Origin of the sequence: Pseudomonas alliivorans (genome assembly GCF_017826695.1) — a bacterium.
In the GTDB taxonomy this organism is placed as follows: Bacteria; Pseudomonadota; Gammaproteobacteria; order Pseudomonadales; family Pseudomonadaceae; genus Aquipseudomonas; species Aquipseudomonas alliivorans.
The window spans coordinates 189,805-204,796 of sequence record NZ_JAFFZW010000002.1 but is presented as its reverse complement, the minus strand read 5'-3'; the positions used below and the strand labels follow the sequence as shown (position 1 = coordinate 204,796).

General features: G+C 59.1%; 14 protein-coding genes. 10 read left to right on the top strand and 4 right to left on the bottom strand.

Annotation, left to right across the window (positions count from 1 at the left end; translation table 11 throughout):
• The first annotated feature begins 97 nt into the window (after window positions 1-97).
• Together JTJ32_RS05665 and JTJ32_RS05660 are read left to right on the top strand one after the other, a co-directional pair.
• The gene (locus JTJ32_RS05665) at window positions 98-1,756 is read left to right on the top strand and encodes a nitrite/sulfite reductase (protein WP_099230423.1); all 1,659 of its coding nucleotides are present in this window, start codon (window positions 98-100) and stop codon (window positions 1,754-1,756) included.
• Window positions 1,740-2,234, top strand: coding sequence for a DUF934 domain-containing protein (locus JTJ32_RS05660; RefSeq protein WP_210041346.1), 495 nt, complete (start codon window positions 1,740-1,742; stop codon window positions 2,232-2,234). Before JTJ32_RS05665 ends, JTJ32_RS05660 begins: the two co-directional genes overlap by 17 nt.
• A gap of 207 nt (window positions 2,235-2,441) precedes the next feature.
• Here JTJ32_RS05660 and sohB read toward each other — a convergent pair whose 3' ends face one another.
• Window positions 2,442-3,473, bottom strand: a complete 1,032-nt coding sequence (sohB, locus tag JTJ32_RS05655; RefSeq protein ID WP_210041344.1) for a protease SohB — start codon at window positions 3,471-3,473, stop codon at window positions 2,442-2,444.
• Between the two features lie 203 nt (window positions 3,474-3,676).
• Between sohB and JTJ32_RS05650 the strand changes: the two genes are divergently transcribed.
• From JTJ32_RS05650 to JTJ32_RS05625, 6 genes are all read left to right on the top strand, one after another.
• A complete protein-coding gene (locus JTJ32_RS05650) occupies window positions 3,677-4,387 on the top strand; it encodes a histidine phosphatase family protein (protein WP_210041342.1) in 711 nt (236 codons plus the stop codon).
• A gap of 69 nt (window positions 4,388-4,456) precedes the next feature.
• The gene (locus JTJ32_RS05645; protein ID WP_099230415.1) at window positions 4,457-4,774 is read left to right on the top strand and encodes an SCP2 sterol-binding domain-containing protein; all 318 of its coding nucleotides are present in this window, start codon (window positions 4,457-4,459) and stop codon (window positions 4,772-4,774) included.
• A gap of 207 nt (window positions 4,775-4,981) precedes the next feature.
• Complete coding sequence (locus tag JTJ32_RS05640; RefSeq protein ID WP_184322828.1) at window positions 4,982-6,049, top strand: phosphotransferase family protein; 1,068 nt, start codon at window positions 4,982-4,984, stop codon at window positions 6,047-6,049.
• Between the two features lie 23 nt (window positions 6,050-6,072).
• Window positions 6,073-6,840: an SDR family oxidoreductase gene (locus JTJ32_RS05635; protein ID WP_099230411.1), complete on the top strand. Its 768-nt coding sequence runs from the start codon at window positions 6,073-6,075 to the stop codon at window positions 6,838-6,840.
• Between the two features lie 110 nt (window positions 6,841-6,950).
• Window positions 6,951-8,099 carry a Gfo/Idh/MocA family protein gene (locus tag JTJ32_RS05630; protein WP_210041340.1) on the top strand — a complete coding sequence of 383 codons (1,149 nt, stop codon included), beginning with the start codon at window positions 6,951-6,953 and terminating at the stop codon, window positions 8,097-8,099.
• 73 nt (window positions 8,100-8,172) lie between these two features.
• The gene (locus tag JTJ32_RS05625; protein WP_099230409.1) at window positions 8,173-8,952 is read left to right on the top strand and encodes a TSUP family transporter; all 780 of its coding nucleotides are present in this window, start codon (window positions 8,173-8,175) and stop codon (window positions 8,950-8,952) included.
• Here JTJ32_RS05625 and nudC read toward each other — a convergent pair.
• Both nudC and JTJ32_RS05615 read right to left on the bottom strand, forming a co-directional pair.
• Complete coding sequence (nudC, locus tag JTJ32_RS05620; RefSeq protein ID WP_210041338.1) at window positions 8,920-9,756, bottom strand: NAD(+) diphosphatase; 837 nt, start codon at window positions 9,754-9,756, stop codon at window positions 8,920-8,922. The two genes, JTJ32_RS05625 and nudC, sit on opposite strands and share 33 nt — an antisense overlap.
• 39 nt (window positions 9,757-9,795) lie before the next feature.
• Window positions 9,796-10,608 (bottom strand): crotonase/enoyl-CoA hydratase family protein, encoded by an 813-nt coding sequence (locus JTJ32_RS05615; protein ID WP_210041336.1) that lies wholly within the window; start codon window positions 10,606-10,608, stop codon window positions 9,796-9,798.
• A 217-nt stretch (window positions 10,609-10,825) separates the two neighbouring features.
• On the opposite strand from JTJ32_RS05615, the gene JTJ32_RS05610 reads away from it, so the two are divergent.
• Window positions 10,826-12,310 (top strand): ATPase domain-containing protein, encoded by a 1,485-nt coding sequence (locus tag JTJ32_RS05610; protein WP_099230406.1) that lies wholly within the window; start codon window positions 10,826-10,828, stop codon window positions 12,308-12,310.
• Window positions 12,307-14,337, top strand: a complete 2,031-nt coding sequence (locus JTJ32_RS05605) for a response regulator (protein ID WP_184322832.1) — start codon at window positions 12,307-12,309, stop codon at window positions 14,335-14,337. The genes JTJ32_RS05610 and JTJ32_RS05605 overlap by 4 nt, the downstream gene beginning before the upstream one ends.
• A gap of 232 nt (window positions 14,338-14,569) precedes the next feature.
• On the opposite strand, the gene JTJ32_RS05600 is transcribed toward JTJ32_RS05605, so the two are convergent.
• Window positions 14,570-14,947 carry a response regulator gene (locus JTJ32_RS05600; RefSeq protein ID WP_004884919.1) on the bottom strand — a complete coding sequence of 126 codons (378 nt, stop codon included), beginning with the start codon at window positions 14,945-14,947 and terminating at the stop codon, window positions 14,570-14,572.
• Between the last annotated feature and the right edge of the window lie 45 nt (window positions 14,948-14,992).

Sequence of the window (14,992 nt, the reverse complement as noted above, 5' to 3'; positions counted from 1 at the left end):
CGACCGTGCGCGCAGAATTGATCAGATGACGCAGTGGCCGCCTGCAATCGACCCGCAGCCGCCCTGCTTCATTACGAAGCCTGAGAACAGGACCTATATGTACGTATACGACGATTACGATCAGAAGATCATCGAGGACCGCGTCAAGCAGTTCCGGGATCAGACCCGACGCTACCTGGCCGGGGAACTGAGCGAGGAAGAGTTTCGACCGTTGCGCCTGCAAAACGGTCTCTATGTCCAGCGTTTCGCCCCGATGCTGCGCGTGGCCGTTCCTTATGGCCAACTGACGTCGCGCCAGACGCGCATGATGGCGAAGATCGCCCGCGACTTCGACAAGGGCTACGCCCACATCAGCACCCGCCAGAACGTGCAATTCAACTGGCCGGCACTGGAAGATGTGCCGGACATTCTGGCTGAACTGGCCACTGTGCAGATGCACGCCATTCAGACCAGCGGCAACTGTCTGCGTAACGTCACCACCGATCAGTTTGCCGGCGTCGCTGCGGATGAACTGGTGGATCCGCGCCCGTGGTGCGAGATCGTTCGCCAGTGGACGACCTTCCACCCGGAATTCGCCTACCTGCCGCGCAAGTTCAAGATCGCGATCAATGGTTCGAGCAGCGACCGCGCGGCCATCGAAGTGCATGACATCGGCCTTGAGCCGCTGCGCAACGAAGCCGGCGAGCTGGGTTTCCGTGTGCTGGTCGGTGGCGGTCTGGGCCGTACGCCCGTCGTTGGTGCGTTCATCAATGAATTCCTGCCGTGGCAGGATCTGTTGAGCTACCTCGATGCCATTCTGCGTGTGTACAACCGCTATGGCCGTCGTGACAACAAGTACAAGGCGCGCATCAAGATTCTGGTCAAGGCGCTGACGCCTGAAGTGTTCGCCGAGAAAGTCGAAGCGGAAATGGCTCACCTGCGAGGCGGCCAGACCACACTGACCGAGGCCGAGGTAGAGCGCGTTTCGAAGCACTTCATCGACCCGCAATACAAGGCTCTGGCCGACCAGCACGCCGAACTGGCCGCGCTGGATACCCAGCACCCTGGCTTTGCGCGCTGGCGCCAACGTAATGTGTTCGCGCACAAGAAGCCTGGCTATGTCGCCGTGACCCTGTCGCTCAAGCCGACCGGTGTTGCACCGGGTGACGTGACCGACAAGCAACTGGACGCCGTTGCAGACCTGGCCGACCGCTACAGCTTCGGTGAACTGCGCACGTCCCACGAACAGAACATCATCCTGGCAGACGTCGAGCAGACTGAACTGTTCGCGCTGTGGAACGAGCTGCGCGAAAACGGCTTTGCCACGCCGAACATCGGCCTGCTGACCGACATCATCTGCTGCCCTGGCGGCGACTTCTGCTCGCTGGCCAATGCAAAGTCAATCCCGATCGCAGAATCGATCCAGCGCCGTTTCGACGATCTGGACTACCTCTTTGACATCGGCGAGCTGGACCTGAACATCTCCGGCTGCATGAATGCCTGCGGCCACCACCATGTGGGCCATATCGGCATTCTGGGTGTGGACAAGAAAGGTGAAGAGTTCTATCAGGTTTCGCTGGGTGGCAGCGCGAGCCGCGATGCCAGCCTGGGCAAGATCCTCGGGCCGTCCTTCGCTCAGGACGCCATGCCGGATGTGATCGAGAAGCTGATCGACGTTTATGTTGAAAAACGCAACGAAGACGAGCGTTTCATCGACACTTATCAGCGTATTGGCATTGACCCTTTCAAGGAGCGCGTCTATGCAGCGAATCATTAAGAACAACGAAGTTATCGATGAAACCTGGCACCTGCTGCCCAAGGACACGACCTTCGACAGCCTTTCGAACTGCGACGACCTGATCGTTCCGCTGGCGCTGTGGCGCGAACACGGCCACGCCCTCAAGGCGCGTGATGGCGGCCTGGGCGTGTGGCTGGACAGCGATGAAGAAGCCGAGGAGATCGGTGCCGACGTCGATCAGTTCCAGGTCATCGCTCTTAACTTCCCGGCCTTTACTGACGGGCGCAACTTCTCCAATGCGCGCTTGCTGCGTGACCGCTACGGTTATAAGGGTGAGCTGCGTGCCATCGGCGACGTGCTGCGCGACCAGTTGTTCTACATGCGCCGCTGCGGCTTCGACGCCTTTGCGGTGCGTGCCGACAAGGACCCGTACGAAGCGCTGGAAGGCCTCAAGGACTTCTCGGTGACCTATCAGGCCGCTACTGACGAGCCGCTGCCGCTGTTCCGTCGCCGCTGATTGCGCTGATCCGCTGAAACCAAAAGCCCGGGCCTTTGTTGAAGGTCCGGGCTTTTATTTGTGTCTTGCAAAAGGGCTCGTACCCCGGTTCCGCACTGCACCTTGTATGGCACAGATGGCCGATCCGGTGAGCCAGACGCATGGCTCACATCAGGTCGTTCATGGCCCAGCGCACTCGATCGGCATGAGGGACTGAAAGAGCAACAATCACCAGAACCGCTGCTGCGTCAATCGCCCCCACCATTTGGCGATCAAGCCGTCTGCCGATGCAGCAGCTGCCATGCCCATACGCTCCTGCAGACTCTTGCGCTGTACGTAGTGCAGATGGAAAACGTCGGCATCCCTGGCACGTTCGGCCAGATATTCGTCGCTGGTTTTGAGTTCATCCACCAACTGCTTGTCCAGCGCCGCCATACCCAGCCAGACTTCGCCGGTCGCGACTTCATCAATGGACAACTGCGGGCGGTAGCTGGCGACGAAGTTCTTGAACAGGTCGTGGGTGATATCCAGATCCTGCTGGAATTTCTCGCGGCCCTTCTCGGTGTTTTCGCCAAACACCGTCAGGGTGCGTTTGTACTCGCCGGCGGTCAACACTTCAAAGTCGATGTCGTGCTTCTTGAGCAAACGGTTGACGTTGGGCAACTGCGCCACCACGCCGATCGACCCCAGAATCGCAAACGGTGCACTGATGATCCTGTTGCCGATGCACGCCATCATGTAACCGCCGCTGGCGGCCACCTTGTCGATACAGATGGTCAGCGGGATGCCCGCCTGACGAATGCGCGCCAGTTGCGAAGACGCCAGTCCATAGCTGTGAACCATGCCACCGCCGCTTTCCAGACGCAGTACCACTTCGTCCTTCTCGGTGGCGAGGGTCAGCAGTGCGGTGATTTCGTGGCGCATGTTTTCAGTGGCAGAGGCCTTGATGTCGCCATCGAAGTCCAGCACGTAAACACGGGCTTTGTCCTCGGCCTGCTGCTTGTCCTTCTTCTCTTTCTTCAGTGCCTTGGCCTGCTCCTTGCGCAGCGCCTTGAGGCGTTCCTTGCCCAGCAGCGACTGTTCCAGGCGCTCACGCAAGCCTTTGTAGAAGTCATTGAGGCGCGTGACCTGCAATTGTCCGGCCGTTTTACGACGTCCCTTGCCACGCATGGACGCAATGGCGACCAGCACCACGACAATGGCGACCACCAGCGTGACTGTCTTGGCCAGAAAGCTGGCGTAATCGACAACGAAATCCACGGATATTCCTCACTTGCATTGCGCCCTTACCAATCAAGGGCCGCGATGTCGCCAGCATACCGACGCCCCCTCGGGATCACCAGCGGCAAGGGTTACCAGCCATTAAAACGGTGATTTCAAACGAGCGTATGTTTTTTTATTGACAGCTCCCCGGCATCCCTCATAACCTCGCCAGACCTTCAACGTACCGAGACGAACCGGACGTGGGCAGCATCTATCTGATACGACATGGCCAGGCCTCATTTGGTGCAGACGATTACGACGTCCTGTCGCCTGTGGGTATTCGTCAGGCGCAGATTGTCGGCGCACACCTCGTGGACCTGGGTATCGGCTTCGACCGCTGCATCTCCGGCGAGCTGCGTCGTCAGAAAGACACCGCATTCAATGCACTGGCCCAGTTCAGCGAAGCCGGTCTGCATGTGCCTGAACTGGAAATAGACAGTGCATTCGATGAGTTCGATGCCGAGGGCGTCCTGCGTGCCCTGATCCCCGCGATGCTCTCGGAAGAACCCAAGGCGCTGGAGATCCTGCGGGATGCGGCCAACAACCGTGCCGAGTTTCAGCGCCTGTTTTCACTGGTCATCGGCCGCTGGATCGGTGGTCAGCACGACATCCTCGGCCTGCAGAGCTGGTTGGGTTTCGTCGCAAGAGTAAAGGCCGGACTGGACCGGATCATTCAAAACGCAGCGCCCAGTCAGCGTATCGCCGTGTTCACATCCGGTGGCACCATTACCGCGCTGCTGCATCTGATTACAGGCATGCCCGCGCAGCAGGCATTCGAACTCAACTGGCACATCGTCAATACTTCGTTGCACCGGCTTGGCTTCAGAGGCAACGAAGTGACACTGGCTTCCTTCAACAGTTATACGCACCTGCAATTGCTGAAGGCGCCGGAGCTCATCACCTATCGCTGAGCCCGGCCAAAGGCGCGCTCGTCGGGCGCCAGAACTCACCAAAATCAGAACCCATAAAAGGATCAAGACATGACCTCAACCGCTGACGCCGTGAAAACCATGCAAGCCAAGTTCAACGCGAGCGCCGCTGCCGGCCTGGACCTGGTCTTCGGTTTTCACATCACCGACGAAGAGAAGGATTACGCCCTGATCGTCAAGGACAGCACCTGCGACCTGCAGGAAGGCAAGAACCCTGACGCAAACGTGACGCTGGTCATGGACAGCGAAACGCTCAAAGGCATTGTCAGCGGCGAAACCGACGGCATGCAGGCCTTCATGGGTGGCAAGCTGCGCGCCGAAGGCGACATGATGCTGGCTATGAAGCTGAGCGAGCTGTTCCCGGTCTGAGTCCAGGACCCGATTGATGCACCTGAAGAAACCGGAGCCGGCAGGCTTCGGTTTTTTTTCGTCTCGCGGATCGCGATCAGTGATCAAGGCCGCTGATTGACCGGCAACACGCTAGCCTATAAGGCGATCCGGAAGTTGTTAGCGGGTCACTCGATCATTAGATTAGTCAATGTTTCTGGCTGACCATAATAAGCAGAAGGGATAAGCATGGCGCTGACTGACCAGTCCACGGATATTCGTAGTGGCGAAGAACTTGACGTCGCCCTTATCGACCCGTATCTCAAAAACCATATTGCGGAGTTGCACGGCACGCCGTTGATCAGCCAGTTCCCGGGCGGCGCCTCGAATCTCACCTATCTGATCCAGTACCCCGAACAGGAACTGGTGCTGCGTCGGCCGCCCTTCGGGCACAAGGCGCGCTCGGCCCATGACATGGGCCGCGAGTATCGCATCCTCAACCAGCTCAAGGACGCGTTCCCCTACTGCCCCCAGGCTTATCTGCACTGCACCGACGAATCGGTCATCGGGTCCGAGTTCTATGTGATGGAACGCGTTCAGGGCATTATCCTGCGCTCGGATTTGCCACCGGCACTGGGCCTGGACGCGAGTCAGACCGAAGACCTGTGCAAAAGCTTCATCGAAAAACTGGTGGACCTGCACCGGGTCGATTATCAGGCCTGCGGCCTGGGTGATCTGGGCAAACCCCAGGGCTACGTGCAACGACAGATCCTGGGCTGGACCGAGCGCTATGAGAAAGCCATGACCCCCGACGCGCCTGCGTGGGATGAGGTCAAGGCCTGGCTGGCTGCAAAGATGCCAGCCGATTCGCCGGTCGCCAGCATCGTTCACAACGATTATCGCTTCGACAACGTGATTCTCGACCCAGAAAACCCCATGCGCATTATCGGTGTGCTGGATTGGGAACTGACCACTCTGGGCGATCCGCTGATGGACCTGGGCAACACCCTCGCCTACTGGATTCAGGCCGATGACCCGGCACCCGTACAACTGATGCGTCGTCAGCCCAGCCACGCGCCCGGCATGCTGACCCGCCAGCAATTCGTGGATTACTACGCGGAACGTGCAGGCGTGCGGATCGACAACTTCGACTTCTATTACGCCTACGGCCTGTTTCGTCTGGCCGGCATCGTGCAGCAGATTTACTACCGGTTCTATCACGGCCAGACGCAGGACAAACGCTTCGCACAGTTCATTCATATGAACAGGCTGCTGGAGCAGATGAGCCTGAACGTAATCGCCAACTCCAGCCTTTGATGACATCAGAACAAGGAAAAGACATGTCCAGAACTCAACTCTTCGACCTCGACGGCAAGATCGCTTTCGTTTCCGGTGCCAGCCGCGGAATTGGTGAAGCCATTGCCCGTCTGCTGGCGCAGCAAGGCGCCCATGTCATTGTGTCGAGTCGCAGGATCGACGGGTGTCAGGCGATTGCCGATGCCATTACCGCCGACGGCGGCAAGGCCACCGCGATCGCCTGCCACATCGGTGAAATGGAACAGATCGGCAGCGTCTTCGCGCAGATTCGTGAGCAGTTCGGGCGTCTGGACATTCTGGTCAACAATGCCGCCACCAACCCGCAGTTCTGCAACGTACTGGACACCGATCTGAGCGCCTTCCAGAAAACAGTGGACGTGAACATTCGCGGCTATTTCTTCATGTCTGTGGAGGCCGGCAAGCTGATGCGCGAGACCGGCGGCGGCAGCATCATCAATGTGGCGTCGATCAACGCGGTTTCACCGGGTGCGTTCCAGGGTGTGTACTCGATGACCAAAGCCGCAGTGATCAACATGACCAAGGTATTCGCCAAGGAATGTGCAGGCTTCGGCATCCGCTGCAACGCCCTGTTGCCCGGCCTGACCGACACCAAATTTGCCTCGGCGCTGGTCAAGAACGACGCGATTCTGAACATGGCATTGGCCCAGATACCGCTCAAACGTGTCGCAGCGCCCAGCGAAATGGCCGGAGCCGTGTTGTACCTCGCCAGCGAGGCATCCAGCTACACCACGGGTGTGGCGCTGAACGTGGATGGTGGTTTCCTGTCCTGATTCATCAGGACCCAGACCATCGCAGCGCCATAAATATGAATTATATTTTCCATTAATTATTTAATTGGAATATATTTTCCGCATAACAACAATCCTTTCTGGAGACTGTCATGCGGGAAATCACTTCTTCCACCCTTCCGGAATACGGTATCGGTCTGATCGGTACCGGCTTCATGGGCCGTGCTCACGCGTTGGCATTCGGCAATGCCAACGCGGCCCTTGATCTTCCCGCGCGTATTCGTCTTGCCGCGCTGGCCGACGCCGACAGCGCACGTGCCGAGCAGTGCGCGCAGGCCTGGGGCTTTGATCGCAGCCATGCCGACTGGCAACAATTGATCGATGATCCGAGCGTACAGATCGTGGCGATCACCACGCCAAACCATTTGCATTTCCCGATGGCCATGGCCGCCATTGCCGCAGGCAAGGCAGTGTACTGCGAAAAGCCATTGGCCGTGAGTCTGGCCCAGGCCGATCAGATGCGCCGCAGCGCCAGGGCCGCAGGCGTCGTGACCCAGGTGGGCTACAACTATCAGCATAACCCGATGATTGGCCTGGCCCGGGAAATGATCAAGGCGGGTGAGCTGGGCGACATCGTCAGTTTTCAGGGCGAATTCAGTGAAGACTTCATGGGCAACGCACAGTCGCCCTGGTCGTGGCGCTGCGAAGCCGCTCACGCAGGCGGAGCGTTGGCCGATCTGGGCAGCCACCTGCTGGCCATGGCGCGTTACCTGCTGGGCGACGTCGAAGCGGTATGTGCCGACGTCAGTACCGTTCACCGTCAACGCCCTGCCAGCGCGGGCAGCACCGAGCTGCGCGACATTGCGGTCGACGATCAGACCCATGCCCTGTTGCGCTTCGCCAACGGCGCACGCGGCACCTTCAGCAGCAGCTGGCTCAAGCACGGCTACAAGAATCATCTCAGCTTCGAGATCAGCGGGACCAAAGGCACACTGGCCTTCGATCAGGAACGACTCAACGAGTTGCGCCTGTACCGTGCCGGAGCGCCCGGCCGGGACGGCTTCCAGCGACTGCTGGCCGGCCCGTCGCTGCCTGGCTATGCCGCGTTTTGTCCCGCGCCGGGCCATCAGTTGGGGTACAACGAGCTCAAGGCTCTGGAGGTTCAGGCGCTGATCCTGTCGATATGCGGCCAAGGCAGCCGAGGTCCTGATTTCGAGGAAGCCTGGCAGATCGAGCGACTGGCCGCGGCGATCCGGCTGGCCGCCGAGCAGCAACGCTGGATAGCGCTCGCGGACATCTGACAGGCTTCCTGCAACATTCGGCAAAGGGTTAGAATGCGCCGCCATTCTGCCCTTCTGCCATAAGCCGCCCTCCATGCCTTTCGAACTCAGCGTCGACCTGACCACGCTCGCCATTCTGGCGGTGGTTGCCTTCATTGCCGGATTCATCGACGCCATCGCTGGCGGCGGCGGACTGCTGACCACACCAGCCCTGATGACCGCAGGCCTGCCGCCTCATCTCGTGCTGGGCACCAACAAGCTCAGCTCGACCTTTGGTTCAGCGACCGCCAGCTTCACGTTCTACCGGCGCAAGCTGTTCGATCCGAAACAGTGGATTCACGCCATTGTCGGCACCGCTGTCGGCGCGGCAATAGGCGCGGTGATTGCCCATTACCTGCCTGCGGAGTGGCTGAATCAGATGCTGCCGGTGATTGTGTTCGGCTGCGGCCTGTACCTGCTGTTCGGCGGCACACCCAAGGCGCCGCTGGACAGCGATGCGCCTATCAGGAAGAAATGGCAGTTGCCGCAGGGTCTGGGTCTGGGCTTCTACGATGGTGTCGCCGGTCCTGGAACCGGCGCTTTCTGGACGGTCAGCACGCTGCTGATTTACCCGGTTGATCTGGTGAAAGCCAGCGGCGTTGCGCGCAGCATGAATTTTGTCAGCAATGCGGTGGCGCTGTCGGTGTTCATGTTCTCGGGTCAGGTGGATTACGTGATCGGCCTGTGCATGGGCCTGGCGGTGATGCTCGGCGCTTACTTCGGTGCAGGGACGGCGATCAAGGGCGGCGCAAAGTTCATCCGCCCTGTGTTCATCACCGTGGTGCTGGGCCTGACGGTACGTCTAGCCTGGCAACACTGGTTCGGGGGCGCCTGATCGCTCGGCCAGGTAGGCCTCGATCAGGTAACGCGCAATGGAACGGCTGGCGGGCAACGGTGGCAGGTCATTGATATTGAACCAGCGTGCGTCTTCGATTTCATCGGCCTGGGGCACGATCTCACCGCTGTCGTATTCAGCGTGAAAGCCCAGCATCATCGAATGCGGAAACGGCCAGCACTGACTGCCCATGTATTTGAGGTTTTTGATGCGAACCTGCACCTCTTCCATCACCTCACGGCGCACACAATCCTCGGCAGCTTCGCCGGGCTCGACGAACCCCGCCAGCGTGCTGTAAACGCCCGTTACAAAGCGCGGCGACCGCGCCAGCAGGATCTCGTCGCCGCGGGTGATCAGGACGATCATGGAAGGTGAAATGCGCGGATAGAGCCGCAGATTGTCATGCTCGCAGTACATGGCGCGCTCGCCGGGCACCTGCACCGTCGGACGGCCACAGGCCCCGCAGAAGCGGTGTTCCCTGGCCCAGGTGCTGATCTGCGCGGCATAACCCAGCATTTGAAAGATGGCAAAGTCACCCTCCAGCATGAACTGCCGCAAGCCCTGCCACGAACAGCCCTCAACCGCTACCGACCTTTCAAGCACCAGCAGATAGACCGCTTCGCCGTCGAAATGACCGATGCCGTGCTCACTCTGTACCGGCAGGTCCAGCCCCTTCAGCCAGGCTCTGGGGAACATCACCCCGTTGCTGTCCAACAGAAACCCGTGGTCGCCATGGACCACGGCCCAACCGCCACTGGCCTCGATATCCAGTACTGCGGTCGTCCAACGCACCGGGCGCGTCATGGAAAAACTCCTCTGTTCGAACGCAAGCGTGCTACCGCTTCAATTGTCGAAGACTGGCTTCTGCTTGCTCATCTGGGCAACCATTGCCAGCTTCAGGTCCGCTGATTGCAACATGGCAGCGTTCCAGATAGCAACGTGCTCAAGCCCATCGTCCACGCGGTGGTCACGCATGTAGCCAATCATCTGCTTGGTGCCTTCGATGGCAATCGGCGATTTCCCGGCAATCTGTCCGGCGATGGCCATGACACCTTCTAGTAACGCGGCTTTATCGGTAAAGCTGCGATTGATCAGCCCGATGCGCTCTGCTTCCTCGGCCTCGACCGTACGGCCGGTATACGCCAGCTCGCGCATGATGCCATCGGGAATGATTTTCGGCAGGCGTTGCAGTGTGCCGACATCGGCCGCCATGCCCATATCGATTTCACGAATCGCGAACTGCACGTCGGCTGCGGCATAGCGCATGTCGCAAGCCGACACCAGATCGATGGCCCCTCCCAGGCAATAGCCCTGAATCGCAGCCAGAACTGGCTTGCGACACTTGTCCACGGCAGTGAACGACGCCTGCATGTCAAGGATGGTGCGCCTGAGCACCCGGGCGTTGCGCCCAGCGTCCTTGCCGAGCTGGCCGGCGACCGCAGCGAGCATCTTCAGGTCAATGCCGGACGAAAAGTGCGTGCCAGCGCCGCTGAGCACCACGACCCGAACCTCGTCCTCCTGCTCGATCCACTGGAATATCTCGATGATTTCGGTCCAGAAGGCCTCGCTCATGGCGTTGACCTTGTCCGGGCGATTGATCTGCACATGGGCAATGTTGTCGTTCAGCTCAACCAGAAAAGTTTGGTAATCACGCACGGCATGATCCTCAGGCAGATGAATGTCCATCGTTGGACTATAACAATCCAGTCATGACTACTGTCAGGAGACTGTTGTGACATTTGCCGGACCCATATGCCCTTGCGGCAAGGGCGCAGGCAGTGCGAGCCACCAAATAGTCTGAACCGTCGTAGTGCCATGATGTCCAGTATTGGGTGACACTACTACTGCTCCGTCAGTTATCAGAGGGCAATACTTGAATACGTCAAAAGCGGCAACCGGCATTGAAGGTCTGGACGACATCCTTTCGGGAGGTCTTTCACGCTGTCACGTTTTCCTTCTCGAAGGAGAACCCGGAACCGGCAAGACAACCGTAGCGCTGCAGTTTCTGCTGGCAGGTGCCCGAGCGGGCGAAACTTCGCTGTATATCACGCTTTCCGAGACCGAACGGGAGCTGCGCGATGGCGCGCGTTCCCATGGCTGGGATCTGGATGAACACATCAAGATCTTTGAGCTGACGCCGCCGGAAAGCCTTTTGGACGCGGACCATCATCAGAGCCTGCTGTACTCCTCCGATCTGGAGCTGGGCGAGGCGACACGGCAGATTTTCGAAGTGGTCGAACGCGTCAAGCCGACCCGTGTGGTCATCGACAGCCTTTCGGAAATACGCCTGCTTGCGCAGAGCTCGCTACGCTATCGCCGTCAGATTCTGGCGATCAAACACTATTTCGCCCGCTACGATGCGACCGTCGTACTGCTGGACGACCTGACCACCGAAGCGCTGGACAAGACCGTGCACAGCGTGGCCCACGGCGTTATCCGACTCGAGTCACTGACGCCTGCCTATGGCGCAGAACGCAGGCGCTTGAAGATCGTCAAGTACCGTGGCCAGAAGTACCGTGGCGGCTTTCATGACTTCACGATTGCCGAAGATGGCATCCACGTCTTTCCACGACTGGTGGCTGCCGAGCACCGATCCAATTACTCGCGCGCCCAGTTCAGCAGCGGCATTCAGGAGCTGGACGATCTGCTCGGCGGCGGCATCGAGGGCGGCTCCAGCACCTTGATTCTGGGCCCTGCGGGCACGGGCAAGTCACTTATCTCGATGGTTTTCGCTGCTCAGGCAGTTGCACGAGGCGAGCGAGTCGGGCTTTTCATCTTTGATGAAGAGATGGGGCTGCTGTTCGAACGCATGTTGAAGATCGGTATTGACCTGCGTGCGCTGCAGGAAACCGGCAACATGCTGATTGAGCAGATTGACGCCGCAGAACTGTCGCCCGGCGAATTTTCTCATCGCGTCAGACGTGCAGTCGATCAGAAGCAGATCAAGACCGTCGTGATCGACAGCATCAATGGCTATCAGGCGTCCATGCCTGAAGAGAATGCACTGGTTCTGCACATGCATGAGCTGCTGCTTTATCTGAATCGCCGCGGTGCCTCGACCTTCATGACCGTTGCTCAACACGGGCTGGTCGGTGATATGCGCTCGCCGGTCGACATCACCTACCTGGCCGACAGCGTCATTCTTCTGCGCTATTTCGAGGCGCTGGGCCAGGTACGCCGGGCCATCTCGATCATCAAGAAACGAACCGGTACGCACGAATCGACCATCCGCGAATACCGGATCAGCACCAAGGGTCTGAAGATCGGTGCGCCACTGGAAGCCTTCCAAGGCGTGCTGCGTGGCGTTCCTACCTATCTGGGCGAAAGCAAACCGCTGTTGACGGACGATGACTTGTGAGTATTGCGGGGCAACTTTCAGAACGGGCGATCATTCTGGCGCCACGTGGACGGGACAGCCAGATTGCCCTGATGATTCTCAAAGAGGCCGGTTATCCGGCAACCGTTGCACGCGATCTGAATGAGCTGGTCGCAGAATTAGAGACCGGCGCGGGTCTTGCGATCGTTGCCGATGAAGCCTTGCGCACCGTTGATATCACTCCACTGCTCGACCTGCTGGGTCAGCAGCCCGCCTGGTCGGACCTGCCCATTGTACTGCTGACTCACCATGGCGGCCCCGAGCAGAATCCTTCGGCACGCATGGGCAGCCTGTTGGGTAACGTGACCTTCCTCGAACGCCCCTTCCACCCGGTCACGCTGGTCAGTCTGGTGGCAACCGCGGTACGCGGACGACGACGTCAGTACGAAGCCCGTGGGCGCCTGGAAGACCTTCTGGAAAGCGAAAAACGCCTGCAAAATGCGCTCAAGGCCGGACGCCTTGGGTCATGGGAGTTGGAGTCCGAGCATCTGCAACTCACGTGTTCAGCGATTACCCGAGGCCATTACGGCCGTGAAGAGCTTGAAGCTTTCACCTACGAAGACTGGCTGGATGTGGTTTATCCCGAAGACCAGCCGCGCATGCAATCTGCGCTGCAGCGAAGTCTGGATATCGGCGTGGATTTCATCATTGAATACCGTAATGTCTGGCCGGACGGTTCGCTTAACTGGGTCGACGTGCGGGCCCGCGCCATACGGGACAATAACGGCCTCGTCGTTTCGCTGGTTGGTGTGACGTCCGACATCACCGAGCGCAAACAGGCTGAATCCCAACTGCGGCGCCTCAACGAAACGCTGGAACAGCAAGTCGAAGAGCGCACCTCACAGTTGCGGCACAAGGAAGAAGTGCTTCGTCAGTCACAAAAAATGGAAGCGGTCGGCCAATTGACCGGCGGTATTGCCCACGATTTCAACAACATGCTGACCGGCATTATCGGCAGTCTGGAACTGATCAGACGACGTCTGGCCCGCGGACGCACCGAGGGACTGGATAACCTCATCGACCTTGGCGTGACGTCAGCCAACCGCGCAGCCGCCCTCACCCATCGCCTGCTGGCGTTCTCGCGTCGTCAGTCGCTGGACTCCAAGCCGGTTGAAATGAATCACCTGATCAATGCCATGGGCGAACTGATTCAGCGGAGTGTCAACGAGAGCATCAAGCTGGACATGCATCTGGCCAGTGATCTGTGGACTGCCGAAGCTGACCCCAATCAACTGGAAAATGCCCTGCTCAACCTGGTACTCAACGCCCGCGATGCCATGCCTGATGGCGGATTGCTGACGGTGGAGACCTACAATCGTCAACTGGACAAGTCCTTTACCAACGCCCACGAAAACCTGCTGCCCGGTGACTACGTTGTCCTGAGCATCACCGACAACGGCTGCGGCATGCCGGAAGCGGTCATCAGCCGCGCATTCGACCCGTTTTTCACCACCAAGCCTATCGGTCAGGGCACAGGCCTGGGGCTGTCCATGATCTACGGCTTCAGCAAACAGTCTCACGGGCATGTGGCGATCAAGAGCGAAGTCGGCCGGGGCACCACCGTGGAATTGTTCCTGCCCCGCTTCAAGGGCAATCAGGACGAAGACGAACAAACCTTCCAGAGCAATGCGGTGTATGCCAAAGAAGGCGAAACCGTGCTGATCGTCGAAGACGATCCGGCCGTAAGGGCGCTGGTCAGCGAGGTACTCAGCGAGCTTGGATATGCCTTCCTCGAGGCAGGAGACTCTCTGGCTGCGGTGCCCATACTGGAGTCAGGTCAGCGCATTGACCTGTTGATCAGTGATGTCGGACTCCCAGGCATGAACGGTCGCCAACTTGCAGAGGTTGCCCGGCAACTGCGTCCGGAACTCAAGGTTCTGTTCATCACTGGCTATGCCGAACATGCAGCGGCACGTGCAGGATTTCTGGACACCGGCATGCAGTTGATCACCAAACCGTTTGCGTTCGATCACCTGACGTCCAAAGTGCGGGAAATGATCGAGGCCTGAGACAGCTCAAGTTCGATAGCCCTCTGCTGCACGCCATCCGGACTCAAGGGGGTCCATTGCCCCGTCATGGCGAAGTGAACACCAGGCTGTGGGAGGCGGCTTGCCAGCGATGTGCCAAGCCCCGGCAGGTGGTGTATCAGATGTAGCCAGAGACCGCCACGCAGCCAATCGCTGCTGTCGTGACCTCCGAGAGCCCCACGCCGTCCGGGCAGAAACGGCTTTCAGCGAACAATCAAGCCAGCAAGTCCTGGATCTGCGACTGCAGCGTTTCCATGGTGAACGGCTTGGCCAGAATGGGGGCCTTGGCCGCAATAGGACTGCCCGAATCAATGATTTCTGCCGGGTAGCCACTGATGAAAATGACCTTCAGTTCCGGGCGCAACTTGACTGCCGGCTCTGCAATCTGCACACCTGAAATACCGCCAGGCAGGCGATAGTCCGTGATCATCAGGTCCAGATGCGGTTTGGTGGCCAGAATCTCGAATGCCTGCTCGCCGTTCTCGGCCTGCAGGACGCGATAGCCCACGCCCGAGAGATAATCGGCCAGCAGCATCAGGATCAGGGGTTCATCTTCGACGATAAGTACGACGTTTTCTGCATCAGCGCTCATTGAACTGCCTTTGATCTTATAGATAGCTGCCAATACGACCACGGC